This is a genomic window from Paenibacillus sp. RS8 (genome assembly GCF_041956825.1).
Lineage (GTDB): Bacteria > Bacillota > Bacilli > Paenibacillales > Paenibacillaceae > Paenibacillus_AQ.
On record NZ_CP168131.1, the window covers coordinates 6,225,984 to 6,242,976 of the forward strand.

A 16,993-nucleotide genomic window follows, 5' to 3' on the forward strand; every position below is an offset into this window, starting at 1 on the left:
TGGTGTCCGATCAGAGATGCCTTACTATAAATAATCCGTTTTCAAATCTTTTCAATGAAATACATCACATACCATTTCGATTCAACCTAATAATAGCTTAGGCACCAAAACCCGTCAAGAATATTGTCTAATTTGTGACAGGCCAAAAAGTGATTTTCGCCTACAATTGTTGATTTTCTGTCACATTTAAAAGAGGCTCACCGTCGCCACATTTCTTGAATTTTCATACCAATATCACTATTAATCTTGCCTTCCAGAGAGGACTCAATAATAGGCAGAGAGAGCACTAAATCGCTTTCAAAGATTTCTTCCTTCAGAAGGGCTTTATCCGCTGTCAATACTACAGCATACTGGAAACCACTGGATTTGACTTTTTGGCAAACCTCATTAATTAGGTCGATATATCCTCCCCCTCCATACTGAATCGCTGGATAAGTTACGATACGTCCCTTGAATGGTATTTCCACCAAATCCATGAAATCACGTAATCTTTCTAATGCTTGAACCGTCTCAGGGGGACTCTCAGAACCGCTTAATCCTGTAAAAGGTATGAGACATGTATCATAGAAATTTCGATTGTCTTCCCATTGCTCAACTTCAAAATCACTGAATTTCATTTATGTCCATCTCCCTATAATACAATCCTTCGTCGTTTCCACTGTTCACAAATTTGCCCGAAGTTATAAATCCCATTATATTGAAAGAGGGGTACAAACGTCTAGATTTAGATTTTTACTTATACATAAAGTGAGCTTCATTGCTCCATTAGCAAGATCACAACAAATTAATAAAAAAAGAAATGCGCTAAGCGCATTTCTTTATGCCAGACTTTTAAGTTCTTCTGTAAGATTTCGAAAAGCCAATTTATCTCCTGTAGCCAGCGCCGTGTCAATCTCACGGTGCAAGATGTCGGAGCGACGCTTTCGCAGCGCTTCATCCCACACCATTTCTGCCGCAAGTCCTAGCATCACTTCGTACGTAGCCTTCATTTTGTCCATTCGATACACCTCCGCTGTTTAAGAGATCCTTATTGCTTTAATATTTTGATATCCATCAAGATGATTTGTTTTCGGTTTCAAAAGTGACGGCACCTACTAAATCATATTCAACAATCCTGTCTACGTTCTACATATTTACCCATTCTGATCAATACTTCATCTATTGTTCCTATCAGCAACCAAGGCGAAGTCCTCAATCTACATATGTAATCCCCATAAGCATTTGCTTGTATGCCTCCATACTACTATAGATGTTTAGGCACGGCTATCTCCATCCCCCACGGCGTCATCATCACAGCGAGTCCAACAGCGTTCTCCCCTAATTTAAGCATCCCAAGGTGCACCATCATCCGAATAATTCGTTGCTCCAGGATAGAAGCAGCACTGTCATAATAGAACGGTTTAATTAACCACCCTACCCCATCCACTAATGAAGGTACACTCACCCAATTCCTTGCACTAATGCTTACCCAATACACAAGTGAAGGCAGGTTTGGTATAGCCCCCTTATATAGTTTTAACCAAAAAGAGAATATCTGCATCAACGAGTCGCATTTTCCATCAGCCAACACTGCCTCTCCTGTCGCTGTAAGCCTTAACCGAAACCCTTCTTCAGTGATCCAGCGGCGATGACGAACATAATCATACAGGAGCGCTAATCTAGGTGGATAATGCTCGCATGCCCTACCATAACCAAATCTCCAGCCGCCTTTGCTAAGAAGATCTTCCGGAATATGAAGTGCATTCATCACCCCTTGCTGATACCGCCTATACATTGCCCCTTCCTGATTCAGCTCCGGCTCATTTTCTTTAATATATCTCAGAAGCATAACCAGATCACCTAATAACAATTCGCCTTCATTTCGATACATGGCTGGTTCAGAGCTAACCGTAACCTTATCCTTGATATATGCGCTCATCGTCTCACGAAAGCGCTCTTTCAAATCTTTAGGCACTTGGAACAAGTATCTGGTTTGCTGGGAGGAGCCACTAAAGAGCCAGCCTCCGCTTTTGAAACGAGAAACCATCTCCCGGAAACCTCCGGTCTTTCCTTCAGGAGCGTCAAACGAAGCCTGCCTAGCCACAGCCAACAAATCTTCTAGACTAAAGTAGCTGCGTTCATCAAAAAGTAATGTATTCAAAAACCGCAGATCCTCCGGAGCACATTCCCGGATATGAGACTCCATAAAACTTCTGCTACCCAGCATAATCAAAATACTCTGGATCAAGTCATGTTTAGAATTCTGCTTGCATTCACACCGGTAGCGTCCCGCTATGGCGGTCAGCTGTCCAATATCTGCATAAGTAAGCATATCCGCCAGATTCATGTTTTATCGCCTCACCGTTTTACTACCATTATGGGAAATACAGCCCATTTTATTCCCCTTAGCGCAAAAAAAATAACCCGATGCACGGGTTAACGCTGATTTTGCAGGATATGGCGAGTACAATTGTATAAAATAGGGTTCCATTCCCGCTCTTTCTTCTCCAAGATGGTTAGGGATAAATTTCCAATTCGTTCAGAATACTTATCCTTGTAAAGTGCAGTATACAGCTGAGCGAGGAACCCCCCATGAGAAATAACTAATATGTTCCGATCGGGATGCTGCGCAGAAATATCCTCCATAAAAGCGAGTGCACGAGCCTGAAGCTGCTCGTCAGTTTCTTGACCTAGCGAGAGCTGACTCCATTCCTTGCCCCACTTCTCTTCGCGTTCAGCGGCAGTAAGCCCTTCTACCTGGCCGTAAGCACGTTCCCGGATCCGATGATCAGGATCTAGCAGCGGTATGCCTAATTTATCGGCAATAATCTTGCCTGTCTCTGCGGCACGGGAAAGGTTACTTGTAATGCAATAATCCCAGCGATACGGTTCTTGTAGTAAGCGGTCAGCAAGCATAGCAGCTTGCATCCGTCCTTCATCATTAAGCGGAATATCACTTTGTCCCTGAATCTTCCCAATTGCGTTCCAGTCCGTCAATCCATGGCGTATCAAGCCGATTAGCATATTGCCTCCCCCTTTTCATCCAAGTATTTGTCTCTTAATGTAACATGGATGCAATAAAAAGTCTTCTTTTATGCATATTAGAATACAAAAAAAGCCCCTCTTAACTTTAAGTAAAGGGACTCCTACAACGTTATTAACACTATTATATACTGTAACAGCTAAGTCATACGTCAATAGACCCTTTAAGATCTGCGATAGCGATTCAGCCGGGTTAGCGAAAACACTGCAAAACCCACACCAAGCATGGATAACATCATCCAATATTGAGGATGAGTAGGTCCCATATTCACTACAAGCGGTTCAATAATCCCACCTTCAGACCCTAAAATCGGATAAGTCGATGTCCATTCCATAGAACCTGCAATACCCGTCTCTACAATTCCACTCTGAGCCGCTGTGATATCAGCAGGTGTTCTAAACATAGTGAAGTAAAGAACACTGGATAAAAATACTGCCAGAAAGCAAGCGATCCAGAGGCTAAGCCGATGGCGGACAATAGCAGATGTCCCCGCGGATTTCCCATCCCCTGGCATCAACCAAGGACTCTCTAGATAAATCCGTTCCATAACTTTAACATTTATGAGCTCTGCACTCTCTTCGCTAATCTCTTCCTTCAAATCATGCATAAGCTGACTACTTTCTTGCCACAAAGACCATTCAGCAGCGCAGTAAGGACAAGTTTCAATATGTCTTTCTAGTAAAATCCGCCTAGGATGTGTGGGGGGAGCGTCCCACAAGAGCGGAATACATTCTTGCGCTTCCCTGCAATTCATTCGCCTTACACCCTCTCAACCTGCTCTTCAACTTCAGGCTCATTGAAATAGGATTCGAGTTGAAGCTTCACACTACTTCTGGCACGAAACAACAATGATTTCACGGAGCTTACACTTTGATCCAAAATTTCTGCAATTTCTTGATAGTCCATTTGATCATATTCACGCAGGATTAGCGCAGAGCGTTGTTTCTCCGGAAGATTATTAATTGCCTCGCGGACTAAATTCATCCGTTCTTTACGCAATGCAGCCTGCTCAGGTGCTACCTCAAACGGTGCAACGGGAGTATATCCGCTCTCTTCTAGAGATACATTTCCGGCACGATTCTTACGAAGCTCACTTAGTACAGTATTACGAGCAATAGTGTACAACCAAGTTGAAAAGGAAGCATCTACCTCTCGAAAGGAATGCAAGCTACGGAATGCCTTGTAGAAAGTCTCCGAACAAAGGTCCTCTGCAATTAGCTCCATTTGTGAGTTTCTTAGCATATGATATACAAATGCCAATATTTTTCGCTGATAACGACGCATTAATTCTGAATATAATTCTGTATTTCCTTGTTTGATTTGCTGGATCAACTGGGAATCCGTCATGGTGAGATTGGCCCTCCTCGCCCTTGCACGTCTTTTCCCGTCCGGTCCGTACTTATTATACCGGTTTGGGCTTTAAAAGTTGCGGTGCTAACTGCAATTTTTTAGTTTATTACCAAGAAGAAACGATATTGTCGTCATTTTATGTAGGACAACCTTTTCTCGTCGAAATTTAAAGATAATGTATAACATAAGACTTACATGATCTTAAATTTTGAAATACACCTATGTATATTCAACCACCCAATATTTATGGCATGATGATTGTGATGAATATAAAAAGAAAAATGGCATACTTATAAAAGCATATAAATTTTATAACGAATCTAGAAATATACCAGATCTATTGTATCACAGATTCTCATAGGATGACATTAATAGACTTCAGAGCAGTAATCTCGTCAGCACGACCTGACATCAGATTATAAATAAACATTAGCTTCAGCAATAAGACTTTGGTCACTGTAAAATGACTTTAATCTCTTTTTAATAAACTGTTGACAAAATGTAAACGTATACATATAATAAAAGTACAGTATGGTTTCTCTCCACTCCTATCCAAATACTACACGGTTCCAATTTATTGTGAACTGTAGCCGCTTACTTTGTAAGCGGTCTTTTTTTGCCTTGTAAGCGCTGTATCTAACTTATAAAAATATAAGCTACCATCACTAAAACAAATCAGCCAGGTTAGCCCCGCTCATTATCAATACCCTCTTCTGCATCCACTTGAAGCAGTTGCTGTTCACAGCGTTATACTTTTTTAGAGCCCATAATAAATAAAAGCCCCTCCATATTGGAAGGGCAACTAACTACACATATACGGTATAATCGTGCTGCTGCAGAAGCACCTTCGCACGTTCCATATCGTTCTCCTGTCGAAATGATAGGCGCATAATACCCGGCACATCTTCACGACTCTCGATGATTTGTACGTTACTAAGGTTAATGCCTTGGTCCCCCAGCTCAGTAGCAATACGACCGATAATCCCCGGATGATCCGGTACATCAATATGTAGGTCAAATAAAGGTGCTATCATGCCTTTACGCCGTTCAGGTAACTGACTGCGGAAGCCATTTGCTTCCTGGAAGGCCTCTTCAATCCCCACACCATCTTCACTTTCCAGTAGACGAACAAAAGAAGAAACTTCCTCGTTCCAATCCTTCAATAAACGAAGCATTACAAAACGATTGTTCAGTAAAATGTCTCGCCAAATTATAGGATCACTGGAAGCAATCCGTGTAATATCCCGAAAGCCCCCAGCAGCTAATGTGCTATATAAGGAGTCAGTATCATCATAGGCACGAATCTGATTCACCAGAGCAACGGCAATAATATGCGGTAAATGACTAATGGCGCCTACAATCTCATCATGACGTTCTGGATCAAGGCGTACAATCTGCGCTCTTGTGTGGTGTAGTAGAGACTCCAACGCATGATAAGCCTCGTCTGGTACGCCTGGAGGAGGCGTCAACACATAATACGCATTCTCAAATAGCAGTGATGAAGCCGCCTCAACACCTGAGCGCTCCGATCCTGCCATTGGGTGTCCGCCGATAAAATGTACTCCAGGAATATCTAAGGAGACCGCACATGCGGCAATACTAGCTTTCGTGCTTCCAACATCTGTAATAATGCAGCCGGGTTTTAGAGGCAATTTACTTAATTGTTGCAGATAATCCTCTAACATCCCTACCGGTACACATAAAAAAATGAAATCAGCATCAAGTGCCGCTTCTTCAACAGAAAGCGTGGCTTGATCAACCACACCTCTGCTTATATATTTACTCGCGGATTCAGGACGGTGGGCATGTCCTACGACGGTCAGGCCCTCCTTGCCTTTAAAGCAAAGGGCCAGTGAGCCTCCGATCAGACCGACACCGAATATAGCTATTTTTGTCGTCATGTTCTTTGAACTACCTGCCTTTTTTAGTCTAGTCTTGCTGTTTATTACTAAGCGCGCACACCATACTCTATAAGCGTTTGTTCCAGCGCAGTTATAAACGCTTTGTTCTGTTCAGCAGAGCCCACAGTAACACGAATATAAGTAGGGTAAACTTGATGACCTGCTCTTACTATGATGCCTTTACGCATCAAAGCATCGAAAACCTCGGTTGCAGGTTTACGAACATCTACCATAATGAAGTTCCCGTGTGCAGGGAAAGATTCTAGTCCCAGACGTTTGAATTCACCTTGTAATTGGACAATACCCGCGCTATTAAGACGACGGCATTGCTCCACGTAATCTTGGTCATTCAAGGCAGCAAGAGCCGCCGCCTGCGCAAGACGAGAAGTATTGAAAGGCTCACGTACCTTGTTGATCAATGAAATAATCTCAGGACTAGCAACGCCATAACCAATACGCAATGCGGCTAAACCATAAATTTTGGAGAATGTGCGAAGCACAACCAGATTCGTATAACGATTTAATAATTGGATACCGTTGGAGTAAGAAAGATCTGTTACGTACTCGCAGTATGCTTCATCAAGGACAACCATTACATTCGAAGGAACAGCATCAAGGAAAGAAACCAAGGCTTCCTCTGGTACAATCGTTCCTGTTGGGTTATTCGGATTACAAATCCAGACAACCTTCGTGCGGTCCGTAATACGGGCCAGCATCCCATCCAGATCATGTGTACCCTTTACAAGGGGTACCTCGATGGATACAGCGCCTTCGATATCTGCGTTACTCTTATAGACAGAAAAGGTCTGGTCAGCCATGATTGTCTCATCACCTGGCAAGAAGAAAGCACGAGCAATAAGAGCAATAATCTCATCAGAACCACAACCAAAAATAATATTATCGCTATTTACACCAAGCCGGCTGGCAAGTGCTGCCGTCAACTCAACGGCCGATCCGTCTGGATATAGATAAAGATTCTCAAGCTCTGCTAGAATAGCCTCTTTAGCACTCGGGGAAGCTCCATACGGGTTCTCATTGGATGCAAGCTTAATAACCTCACTTAAGCCGAGCTCCTTCTTAACTTCGTCTATAGGTTTCCCTGGTTTGTAGACAGGGAGATTAACTATATTCGGTTTTGGATTCATGAATAGTCCTCGCTCTCCATAGTTGATTATTCCACTATACACAGGTCTAAATGACCCTGTTATGGTCTTTTTAATTGTGCCACAAATTCTCGAATTTGCAACAGCCCCTCATTCCGTGTGACAGGATTGTCGAGCAGCGGAATGACATCTTCTATTTTGCGGACAATGGCACTGCCTACTACAACCCCATCGCAAATCTGAGCAAAGCGGGCAACCTGTTCACCCGTTGAAATACCAAATCCAACAGCTACTGGTAGGTCTGTTGCTTGACGTACAGAATCAATAAACGCTTCTACATCAGCATGAAAAGTGGATCGTTCTCCTGTCACACCTAACGAGGATACACAATAGATAAACCCACTCGCACCTGAGACAATCTTCGCAATCCGTTCACTTGAGGTCGGTGCAACCAGTGGAATCAGATTAACGCCAACCTCACTACTGCGGCGACGCATCTCCTCTGATTCCTCGACAGGAAGATCTGGAATAATAAGACCACTAATCTCATGAGCATTCAGTTCTGCAAAAAATGTATCCAGTCCCATTTGCAGAATAGGGTTGTAATAGGAAAACAAAATAAATGGCAATTCACTTCCAGATTGACGAGCCTTTAACGCAGTCTCCATGCAAGTACGCAGGTGAACCTCACCCCGCAGAGCACGCGCAGACGCTCGCTGAATGACAGGGCCGTCTGCAAGCGGATCAGAGTAAGGAACCCCTAGCTCGAGAATATCTGCACCTGCTAGATCAAGCTCGGCGATGATGGCAAGCGTAGTCTCTAGATCAGGATCTCCCACAGTTAGAAAAGGAATTAATGCCGTCTTTTCTTCAGCTTTAAGCTTCCGGAATACCAAATCCATTCGGTTTGTAGTTTCGGTTGTCATTCGTTTCCCTTCCCTTCTGTGTACGCCATGATCGATTCCACATCTTTGTCTCCCCGGCCTGACAGACAGATAACAACAATATCGTCCTTGGTAAGGGTTGGACCCATCTTTACTACATGGGCTATCGCATGTGCTGACTCTAACGCTGGAATAATGCCTTCCGTCACGCATAGCAGCTTCAGTGCATCTAACGCCTCTGCATCTGTAATCGGGACATATTTTGCGCGTTCGATATCTTTTAAATAGGAGTGCTCAGGACCTACACCAGGATAATCCAGACCTGCGGAGATAGAATGAGCCTCTGTTACTTGACCATGTTCATCCTGCAGAAGGTAACTCATCGAACCCTGGAATACGCCATGAGTCCCCTTACTCATCGTCGCCGCATGAAATGGTGTGTCAATTCCTTTGCCTGCTGCCTCCACACCAATCATACCGACACCTTCATCCTCTACAAACGGATAGAACATGCCGATGGCATTACTACCGCCGCCTACTGCAGCAACAAGCACATCCGGCAGTCTTCCTTCAGCCTTCAGAATCTGGCGCCGCGTTTCATCACCAATCACCCGCTGAAAGTTACGAACCATCATCGGATAAGGATGTGGGCCTACGGCAGAACCGAGAATGTAAAAAGTATCTTCCACATTGCTAACCCAGTAGCGAAGCGCTTCGTTGCCGGCATCTTTTAAAGTACGCGATCCTGAAGTAACGGGAATCACCTCAGCTCCAAGCAGCTTCATACGGAATACATTGAGTGCCTGGCGACGAGTATCCTCTTCCCCCATAAACACCTTACATTCCATACCAAGTAGGGCTGCAACCGTAGCAGTAGCAACACCATGCTGACCAGCTCCAGTCTCAGCGATCACCTTGGTTTTACCCATCATTTTAGCCAGAATTCCCTGACCAATCGCATTGTTAATCTTATGAGCGCCCGTATGATTCAAATCTTCACGCTTCAAATATATTTTAGCTTCTCCCAGATGTTTACTTAGACGTTCTGCATAATACAGTGGGGTCTCCCGTCCGGAATATTGCTTTAATAGATAATCTATTTCTTCTTGAAAAGCCGGGTCCGCCGAATACTTCTGATAGGCTTCCTCCAGCTCAATCAATGCAGTCATCAAAGTTTCGGGCACGAAGCGCCCTCCGAATGAACCGAAACGTCCATGCTGGTCCGGTACTTGTGTCATGATTGCTTCACCCTTTCCACAAAAGCTGTCATTTTAATAATATCTTTAACGCCTTCACTCTCTACTCCACTAGATACGTCTACTCCGTACGGAGCATAAGTATCTAGCAACTCTCCTACGTTATTAGGATGAAGTCCTCCAGCTACAAATAACGGCAAACCATTTCGTAGCGCGATTTCCTGATAATCAGGCAACCTCTCCCAAGCGAAAGTGCGCCCAGAGCCGCCGCTCTGCTGAGGATCATAAGTATCTAACAATACAGCATCAACGAAGCCTGCGTATTGTTCCAATGTATATTTGTTTTCGGCGTCATCACGCTCTTTATCAGCAACAGACAATGCCTTCCACACCTGAACTTGTGGGAAAGCTTGCTGAACCTTTTGACAAAAGGCTGGACTTTCCTCCCCATGTAACTGAATAACATCTAGTGACACAACGGAGAGCAGTTCGCTCAGCTCATCCAGCTCCGGATTAACAAAAACCCCAGCAGCTTTAGGCTTGTCACTAGTCTTCCATTGTGGAAGCTCAGCAATCAGTTCGGAAGCACGCTCCAGAGTAATCCTGCGACGACTAGGTGCGAATACAAATCCAATATAATCTAGTGGTAAGTGTACCATAGATTTTAGCACTTCAACGTCCTGAAGTCCACAGATTTTTACCAATGTCTCAGCCATGCCGGACACGGTCCTTTCCATTTGGGAGCATACCTAACAATCCATTTACCGCATCTTCTACATTAGCTTGACGCATTAGATGTTCCCCAACGAGTACACCATGAGCGCCAGTCGTTCTTAGGTAGTCAATATCACTTGGACCTGCAATTCCGCTTTCACTGATCACAGGGACGCCTTGAGGTACTAATGCTGCAAGTTCTGCCGTTGTCTCTAAGGAAGTCTCAAACGTACGCAGATTACGATTATTAATGCCCAGCAGTATATTAGGATGAGTTATTTTGTGTGTACTTAATACCACCGCAAGCTCATTTCGATCATGAACTTCGATCAATACATCCATTCCAAGTCCTGTGGCTATATCTACAAAATGAGACAGTTTATCCGGTGTCAAAATTGCGACGATTAACAACACCGCATCTGCTCCAAGAATACGCGCTTCATAAATCTGTTTCTCATCAATAATAAAATCTTTGCGGAGCAGCGGAAGATTAACGCTATCCTTCACTTGCTGCAAGTAGGCAGCGCTGCCCTGAAAATAATCCCTATCCGTCAAAACAGATAAACAATCAGCGCCTCCCGCTTCATAGCCTTTTGCAATAGAAACAGGATCGAAATCTTCACGGATCAAACCTTTAGAAGGGGAAGCCTTCTTCACCTCAGCAATCAATCCCATCTCTCTGTTCTTCCCTTGGGTCAGCGCCTTACGAAAGCCCCTAGTCTGAGGGAGTGCTGCTATATCACGTTCGGCTTGAGCTATAGAAAAGCGTTCACTGAGCGCCTCCACCTCTTTGATCTTTGTAGCGACAATTTTATCAAGATACATAATTAAGCTCCTCCGTCATCACAACAAGCTGATCCAGCTTGGATAATGCCTTACCCGAATCCACTACTTCTTTTGCTTTCTCGACGCCTCCGGCCAAGGTATCTGCCAGACCTGCAACATATATACATGCTCCCGCATTAGCTAACACGATATCGCGATAGGGATTGATCTCACCTTGGAGCACGGAGGTAATAATTGCTGCGTTCTCAGCTGCGTCTCCACCCAGAACGGCTTCAAGCGGATGTCTGTTAAGACCTAATCCCTCCGGAGTAATTTCATAAGTGGTCACTATACCCTCTTTTAGCTCAGACACTAATGTAGAGGCAGAAATGCTGATTTCGTCTAGACCATCCGAACTGCTTACAACCATTGCACGCTTGGAACCTAGCTCCTTCAGTACATTAGCCACCGTCTCCGTCTTATCCCGGTCATAAATCCCCAGCAGCTGACGGTCAGCACCTGCTGGATTTGTAAGAGGACCCAGCATATTAAAGATCGTTCGTACACCAAGCTCTTTACGAGGTGCTGCTGCATGTCGCATCGAAGGATGGTAAATTTGTGCGAATAAAAAGCAAATGCCAATGCGATCCAGACATTCTCGAGCCTGCTCTGCATTCAGATGAATGTTAACACCTAAGGCTTCAAGTACATCAGCACTTCCCGCTCTGCCTGAAGCCGAACGATTGCCATGCTTTGCAACTCTAACCGAAGCCGCAGATGAAATAATCGCTGAGGCGGTTGAAATATTAAATTTATGGATGCCGGAACCGCCCGTACCACAGGTATCTAACAAACGTGCGCGGTCAGTCAGTACGGATGTGCCGAAACCTCTCATAGCTTCCGCAAAACCCGTAATCTCCTCCACGGTTTCTCCTTTAATTCGTAAAGCAGTCAGCAATGAACCGATTTGTGCTTGTGAAGCATCTCCAAGCATTATAGCACCCATTATATCCCGTGCTTCAGTACGTGTCAGATTTTTGCCTTCGATCAGTCCGGCGATTCCTGATTGAATTAATTTCGTTGCATCCATAATAATCTTCCTCCCAGCCTTAATGAGTTACTATATAAATCAAACCACTTGTTCAGGGGTATATTCGTACATATAATCTTGGTTGATGACTTGCTTCTCTTTCACTTCAGATGGAAACATAGCTTCTGCCATACGAATAGCCTTCAGCATGCCCTTCGCTTTATTCACGGTTTCCTCATACTCTTTCTCAGGAACCGAATCCCAAACGATACCTGCTCCGGCCTGCACATATGCGCGACCTTTCCGGAAGATGATCGTACGAATGGTGATACAGGAATCCATGTTTCCAGAGAACCCTAGATATCCAATGGCTCCGGCATATGCTCCTCGCGCTTCTTTTTCCAACTCAGCTATAATCTCCATGGCCCGTAGCTTAGGCGCCCCGGAAACCGTTCCGGCCGGCAGACAAGAGAGGAATGCATCAAAGAAATCTTTATCCTCACTGAGTGTGCCTGACACATTCGATACCATGTGCATGACATGAGAATATCTTTCAATTTCCATAAAGGAATCGCATTTCACTGAACCAAATTTGGATACTCTGCCTAGGTCATTACGACCCAGATCAACAAGCATCAGATGCTCTGCACGTTCTTTTTCATCCTCCAAGAGCTCCGCAGCAAACGCCCGATCCGCTGCTTCACTGTCCCCCCTTGGCCTTGTTCCAGCAATTGGCCGTGTCTCCACCCGATTTCCATCCACCTTTACTAGCGCTTCCGGTGAAGTACCAACAATAATCTCCTCATCCATTTTTAAATAGTACATATATGGGGAGGGGTTAAGTGTTCTCAGCATTCGATATACATGCAGCGGAGAAACCTCCGTTTCAATATGCAATCGCTGTGACAAGACCACCTGAAAAATATCGCCTGCACGAATGTATTCCTTCGCTTGTTCAACATTGTTGATGTACTGTTCTTTAGTAAGATTTGAATGAATCTCACCAAGCTCGATATCCTGAGGTATGCTGCGACGATTCACATTTTCCTTAGGACCTTCTTTTTGTAGATCTTCGGCCATGTCCTCCAGCTTACGACTCAGGATTTCATAATTGGATCTGATATCCGAATCTGTATCTCCGTCTTTTACATGCAGGTTACCAACAAGTAGAATCTGCTGCTTCACATGGTCAAAAACAATGATCCGATCACAAAACATAAATCTTATATCATCCATTTGGAGATCATCCACTGGATGCTGAGGCAGCTTCTCATAATATTGCAGCAGATCATATCCAAAAAATCCTATAGCCCCTCCGGTAAACGGAGGCATTTCGTCAAGCTTAGGACTACGGTATGAACGGAGTAACGCTTTAAGCTCCTCAATCGGCTTTCCGTATAGTCGCTTCTGCTCTCCTCCGACCTCTACGTTAATTGCACCCTTTTTACCGGATATCATCAAAAAGGGATCGCTACCGATGAAAGAATACCGTGCCCATTGTTTCCCGCCCTCTACACTTTCAAGTAAGAACGCGCGATCACGTTCAGCGAAACGTTGGAATAATCGGATAGGTGTTTCCATATCCGCGAGCAGTCGCTTTACAACAGGAATCAGATTATAATCCCGCGACAGCTTTACCACCTCTTGAACACTTGGATTCGTCATTGTTAGATGCCCCCTTAGATATATGAATGGTTCCGAAATACAAAAAAACCCTCTACCGAAGTAGAGGGTTTGTGTAAGTAAGTATATGTTTTTGAGCATGGATCAGCATACTGATGTAGTGTTTACAGACTTATCCCTAAATAAGATACACCACTGATGTGAAAATAACACTTCAGTGCATATCAAAATAAAGACTCTGCTTACACAATACATGCTAATCTAAAAAACTTCTTGCACTCTGCTCAACTATACTCATCTCAACTAAACTAAACTCTTCTATACTCGGCTAACTACACTATACATGATGACAAGGGTCATTGACAACCCACAACTATAATTTAAGACTTGCTCTCTGATAAATCCGGACGTAGCTTCTGAGCTTCATTCAGATAAACATGGCGAATCTCACGCTGCGATTTATCCGTATTAATCTGTACCATCAACCGAATACACTTCGGTAAGCTGCCTTTAACCGGGATTTCTGTTGAACACATAAGTGGAACCATTTCCCAGCCCTCAATCTCACGAATAGCCCTTGCCGGAAAAGTTGCATCCAAATCATTGGTCATCGTAATCCATACATTGCTTATATTCTCAGCTACAACATCATTACGTTCTACGATTTCACGCAGCAGTATAACTGTCTCTCGTAAAATCTCTGCCTCTTCGTTCTTTGTCACGGTCGTTGCTCCGCGAATTCCTCGGTTTACCACGGTCTTTCCTCCTTCTTAAGCTCTGCGAGAACCTTTCGCACAAGTGACTCCTGCACATCATTCACAATGCTTACAGAGCCTATGGAATCAGGCACGATAAAGGTCATCTTGCCTTCTTTGAATTTCTTATCATGCATCATAGCTTCCATCAGTTCATCTTCATCATACTCGGAAGGAAGGCGTACCGGCAGCGATAACGCGGACAGCATGGATACAGTATCCTCATAAATGGAAGCATCCCGTCCAAGCTTCACAGCCAATAGCGCTGAACCCGCCATGCCAATCGCAATCGCTTCCCCATGCAGGAACACACCGTACCCACCAACGGCTTCAATCGCATGTCCGATCGTATGTCCAAGGTTCAAAATCGCTCGAAGTCCATGCTCACGCTCATCATTTCCTACTACCTCTGCCTTGATCGCACAGCCACGCTCTAAAGCATAACCTAAAGCTTCGACATTCAGACTTAGCAGCTCTTCGGCATGATCACGACACCAATATGCGAACTCTTTGTCCACCAGGAGACCGTGCTTTACCACTTCAGCCAGACCCGATGCGACTTGCCGTGCTGGAAGAGTACGTAACGTATCCAAATCGTAGAGTACCATCGACGGTTGATAGAAAGCCCCAATCATATTTTTAGCTAATGGATGATTGACTGCCACTTTACCACCTACACTGCTATCGTGAGCTAATATCGTCGTCGGAATTTGTAGAAATCCGATCCCACGCATATAGGTCGCTGCTACAAATCCAGCTAAATCTCCAACTACACCGCCACCTAAAGCCAAAACCGCTGAATTACGGTCTAGCCCTGCTTGAATCGCAGTTGTCATGACCTCTTCATACACGGTTAATGATTTAGAAGCTTCACCTGCTGGCATAATGTGGCTAACCACAGTATAGCCATGAGAACGCAAAGCTTCTTCAAGTGCCGGCAAATACCTTGGCGCTACTTCACTATCACTCACCACTAACAGTGGACTACGCTCCGAAAATCCTGCTTCAGCACAATAACGGGCGATGTCCTTAAGTACTCCACTACCGATAAGGATAGGGTACGATCGATCGCCTAAGTCTACATTAATTGTACGCATAATTAGTAGCTCTCCAGCTGTGATAGGTAATTTTCATAGTTCGCTTTAATTTCTTCCAGTGAATCTCCACCGAATTTATCAAGAAAGGCTTTTGCAATTTCCCATGCCACTACACTTTCCAGTACAACACAAGCCGCTGGAACTGCACAAGCGTCGGAGCGTTCAACTTGCGCTGTAAATGGTTCTTTCGTGTCGATATCTACACTTTGAAGCGGTTTATAAAGGGTAGGAATCGGCTTCATGACGCCGCGAACTACAACAGGCATTCCGTTAGTCATACCACCTTCAAAACCGCCTAAGCGATTGCTTGCACGGTAGTATCCTTTAGAAGCTTCATACATAATTTCATCATGGACTTGCGATCCACGCAATTTACCAGCTTCAAACCCAATGCCAATCTCTACACCTTTAAAGGCATTAATTGACATTACCGCTCCAGCGATTGCTCCGTCAAGCTTCCGGTCTGACTGTACATAGCTGCCAAGTCCAATAGGAAGTCCTTCGACGATACATTCAACGATTCCACCGATGGAGTCGCCTTCTTCCTTGATCTGATCTATGTAAGCCTCCATCTTCTGTTCCGTTTCTTTATCAACAACTCTGACAGAGGATTGTTCTGTCCGTTCAATCAACTCATCGATAGGCAGATCGTTCGCAGGCGCTTCAATCTCACCGATACGGATGACTTGTCCTGCTACTTTCACGCCAAAAACCGCCAATAGCTGTCTGGCTACAGCGCCACATGCGACTCTAGCTGCTGTTTCACGAGCACTGGAGCGCTCCAGAACATTACGAAGATCCGTATGGTTGTACTTCAATCCGCCGTTCAGGTCTGCATGGCCAGGACGCGGCCGGTTTACGCGCCGTTTTTCTTCATCACTGCCAGGAATAGGCTCAATATTCATAATGTTCTTCCAGTGGGTCCAGTCTTTATTCTCTACTACCAAGGCTACTGGAGCACCTGTAGTATAGCCATGACGCACTCCACCTACGATTTGTGCCGTATCTTTCTCAATCTGCATGCGACGTCCACGTCCATATCCCTTTTGTCGACGTTGCAATTGAAAATTAAGCTCTTCAAAATCCAAGGTCAAATTACTAGGCAATCCCTCAATAATGGCCGTGAGCTGGGGGCCGTGCGTTTCCCCCGCTGTTAAATAGCGCAAACTCATGCTGCGTTCCCCCTTTTATACTTTTAAACTGTAAACCGCTAAAATCCTAATGATCTTTGCTCATTATAGTATAGGCAATCCTCTTTGACAAGAAAGGGATCTTCCTAAAAAGGCACCCTTCCCGACAAAATAATGTGTCCGAAACATGCTTAAAAAGATCCAAAACGTACAATTAACTGCATCTGAGTCCGTTTGCACATGAGCTAGTGGCTTGTAACCCCTCTGGTGAAATACTGTGGCTGAGGGTGAAAAGATTCGGTGCTTCAGTGAGCCTGGTATCTTTAAGATGTTGATGATTAGGGAAAATCTCCCTGATTATAAGCAGATATTGATCCATTATCTATGAATTGAGGAAATTCTCCCTAATTTTCCGTGAAATCA

The 16,993-nt window shown here is 44.4% G+C and carries 17 protein-coding genes; all 17 read right to left on the minus strand.

From position 1 onward, the window contains the following. Positions 1–197 precede the first annotated feature (197 nt). The 17 genes from ACDZ28_RS29295 to aroC all read right to left on the minus strand — a co-directional run bounded on the left by ACDZ28_RS29295 (position 198) and on the right by aroC (position 16,612). A complete protein-coding gene (locus ACDZ28_RS29295; RefSeq protein ID WP_042129533.1) occupies positions 198–617 on the minus strand; it encodes a DUF2487 family protein in 420 nt (139 codons plus the stop codon). Between the two features lie 201 nt (positions 618–818). Continuing rightward, positions 819–998, minus strand: a complete 180-nt coding sequence (locus tag ACDZ28_RS29300; RefSeq protein WP_042129535.1) for an IDEAL domain-containing protein — start codon at positions 996–998, stop codon at positions 819–821. A 245-nt stretch (positions 999–1,243) separates the two neighbouring features. Next, positions 1,244–2,326, minus strand: coding sequence for a hypothetical protein (locus ACDZ28_RS29305; protein ID WP_042129537.1), 1,083 nt, complete (start codon positions 2,324–2,326; stop codon positions 1,244–1,246). Positions 2,327–2,415: 89 nt separating this feature from the next. Next, entirely contained in the window at positions 2,416–3,003 is a 588-nt protein-coding gene (locus tag ACDZ28_RS29310; RefSeq protein ID WP_042129539.1) for a histidine phosphatase family protein, read from the minus strand. 182 nt (positions 3,004–3,185) lie between these two features. After that, positions 3,186–3,776, minus strand: a complete 591-nt coding sequence (locus ACDZ28_RS29315; protein ID WP_042129541.1) for an anti-sigma factor — start codon at positions 3,774–3,776, stop codon at positions 3,186–3,188. A gap of 5 nt (positions 3,777–3,781) precedes the next feature. Continuing rightward, complete coding sequence (locus ACDZ28_RS29320) at positions 3,782–4,369, minus strand: RNA polymerase sigma factor (protein ID WP_042129542.1); 588 nt, start codon at positions 4,367–4,369, stop codon at positions 3,782–3,784. Between the two features lie 809 nt (positions 4,370–5,178). Then, positions 5,179–6,273, minus strand: a complete 1,095-nt coding sequence (locus ACDZ28_RS29325) for a prephenate dehydrogenase (RefSeq protein ID WP_042129543.1) — start codon at positions 6,271–6,273, stop codon at positions 5,179–5,181. Between the two features lie 47 nt (positions 6,274–6,320). Further along, complete coding sequence (gene hisC / locus ACDZ28_RS29330) at positions 6,321–7,418, minus strand: histidinol-phosphate transaminase (protein ID WP_341114068.1); 1,098 nt, start codon at positions 7,416–7,418, stop codon at positions 6,321–6,323. Between the two features lie 59 nt (positions 7,419–7,477). Beyond that, complete coding sequence (trpA, locus tag ACDZ28_RS29335) at positions 7,478–8,302, minus strand: tryptophan synthase subunit alpha (RefSeq protein ID WP_375103445.1); 825 nt, start codon at positions 8,300–8,302, stop codon at positions 7,478–7,480. Continuing rightward, positions 8,299–9,498: a tryptophan synthase subunit beta gene (gene trpB / locus ACDZ28_RS29340; RefSeq protein WP_042129551.1), complete on the minus strand. Its 1,200-nt coding sequence runs from the start codon at positions 9,496–9,498 to the stop codon at positions 8,299–8,301. The genes trpA and trpB overlap by 4 nt, the downstream gene beginning before the upstream one ends. Further along, the gene (locus ACDZ28_RS29345; protein ID WP_076119773.1) at positions 9,495–10,172 is read right to left on the minus strand and encodes a phosphoribosylanthranilate isomerase; all 678 of its coding nucleotides are present in this window, start codon (positions 10,170–10,172) and stop codon (positions 9,495–9,497) included. Before ACDZ28_RS29345 ends, trpB begins: the two co-directional genes overlap by 4 nt. Continuing rightward, positions 10,165–10,995, minus strand: a complete 831-nt coding sequence (gene trpC / locus ACDZ28_RS29350; protein ID WP_375103446.1) for an indole-3-glycerol phosphate synthase TrpC — start codon at positions 10,993–10,995, stop codon at positions 10,165–10,167. Before trpC ends, ACDZ28_RS29345 begins: the two co-directional genes overlap by 8 nt. Then, positions 10,985–12,025, minus strand: coding sequence for an anthranilate phosphoribosyltransferase (gene trpD, locus ACDZ28_RS29355; protein WP_042129557.1), 1,041 nt, complete (start codon positions 12,023–12,025; stop codon positions 10,985–10,987). The genes trpC and trpD overlap by 11 nt, the downstream gene beginning before the upstream one ends. 39 nt (positions 12,026–12,064) lie before the next feature. After that, positions 12,065–13,630: an anthranilate synthase component I gene (gene trpE, locus ACDZ28_RS29360; RefSeq protein ID WP_076119774.1), complete on the minus strand. Its 1,566-nt coding sequence runs from the start codon at positions 13,628–13,630 to the stop codon at positions 12,065–12,067. A gap of 338 nt (positions 13,631–13,968) precedes the next feature. Further along, positions 13,969–14,343, minus strand: coding sequence for a chorismate mutase (gene aroH, locus ACDZ28_RS29365; protein ID WP_042129560.1), 375 nt, complete (start codon positions 14,341–14,343; stop codon positions 13,969–13,971). Beyond that, complete coding sequence (gene aroB, locus ACDZ28_RS29370) at positions 14,337–15,440, minus strand: 3-dehydroquinate synthase (RefSeq protein ID WP_375103447.1); 1,104 nt, start codon at positions 15,438–15,440, stop codon at positions 14,337–14,339. Before aroB ends, aroH begins: the two co-directional genes overlap by 7 nt. A gap of 2 nt (positions 15,441–15,442) precedes the next feature. Continuing rightward, the gene (gene aroC, locus ACDZ28_RS29375) at positions 15,443–16,612 is read right to left on the minus strand and encodes a chorismate synthase (protein ID WP_375103448.1); all 1,170 of its coding nucleotides are present in this window, start codon (positions 16,610–16,612) and stop codon (positions 15,443–15,445) included. Positions 16,613–16,993 lie beyond the last annotated feature (381 nt).

Excerpts from the sequence above, each read along its gene's own strand:
- ACDZ28_RS29295 (WP_042129533.1), bottom strand. The coding sequence starts at position 617 with ATGAAATTCAGTGATTTTGAAGTTGAGCAATGGGAAGACAATCGAAAT.
- ACDZ28_RS29300 (WP_042129535.1), bottom strand. The coding sequence starts at position 998 with ATGGACAAAATGAAGGCTACGTACGAAGTGATGCTAGGACTTGCGGCA.
- ACDZ28_RS29305 (WP_042129537.1), bottom strand. The coding sequence starts at position 2,326 with ATGAATCTGGCGGATATGCTTACTTATGCAGATATTGGACAGCTGACC.
- ACDZ28_RS29310 (WP_042129539.1), bottom strand. The coding sequence starts at position 3,003 with ATGCTAATCGGCTTGATACGCCATGGATTGACGGACTGGAACGCAATT.
- ACDZ28_RS29315 (WP_042129541.1), bottom strand. The coding sequence starts at position 3,776 with ATGAATTGCAGGGAAGCGCAAGAATGTATTCCGCTCTTGTGGGACGCT.
- ACDZ28_RS29320 (WP_042129542.1), bottom strand. The coding sequence starts at position 4,369 with ATGACGGATTCCCAGTTGATCCAGCAAATCAAACAAGGAAATACAGAA.
- ACDZ28_RS29325 (WP_042129543.1), bottom strand. The coding sequence starts at position 6,273 with ATGACGACAAAAATAGCTATATTCGGTGTCGGTCTGATCGGAGGCTCA.
- hisC (WP_341114068.1), bottom strand. The coding sequence starts at position 7,418 with ATGAATCCAAAACCGAATATAGTTAATCTCCCTGTCTACAAACCAGGG.
- trpA (WP_375103445.1), bottom strand. The coding sequence starts at position 8,302 with ATGACAACCGAAACTACAAACCGAATGGATTTGGTATTCCGGAAGCTT.
- trpB (WP_042129551.1), bottom strand. The coding sequence starts at position 9,498 with ATGACACAAGTACCGGACCAGCATGGACGTTTCGGTTCATTCGGAGGG.
- ACDZ28_RS29345 (WP_076119773.1), bottom strand. The coding sequence starts at position 10,172 with ATGGCTGAGACATTGGTAAAAATCTGTGGACTTCAGGACGTTGAAGTG.
- trpC (WP_375103446.1), bottom strand. The coding sequence starts at position 10,995 with ATGTATCTTGATAAAATTGTCGCTACAAAGATCAAAGAGGTGGAGGCG.
- trpD (WP_042129557.1), bottom strand. The coding sequence starts at position 12,025 with ATGGATGCAACGAAATTAATTCAATCAGGAATCGCCGGACTGATCGAA.
- trpE (WP_076119774.1), bottom strand. The coding sequence starts at position 13,630 with ATGACGAATCCAAGTGTTCAAGAGGTGGTAAAGCTGTCGCGGGATTAT.
- aroB (WP_375103447.1), bottom strand. The coding sequence starts at position 15,440 with ATGCGTACAATTAATGTAGACTTAGGCGATCGATCGTACCCTATCCTT.
- aroC (WP_375103448.1), bottom strand. The coding sequence starts at position 16,612 with ATGAGTTTGCGCTATTTAACAGCGGGGGAAACGCACGGCCCCCAGCTC.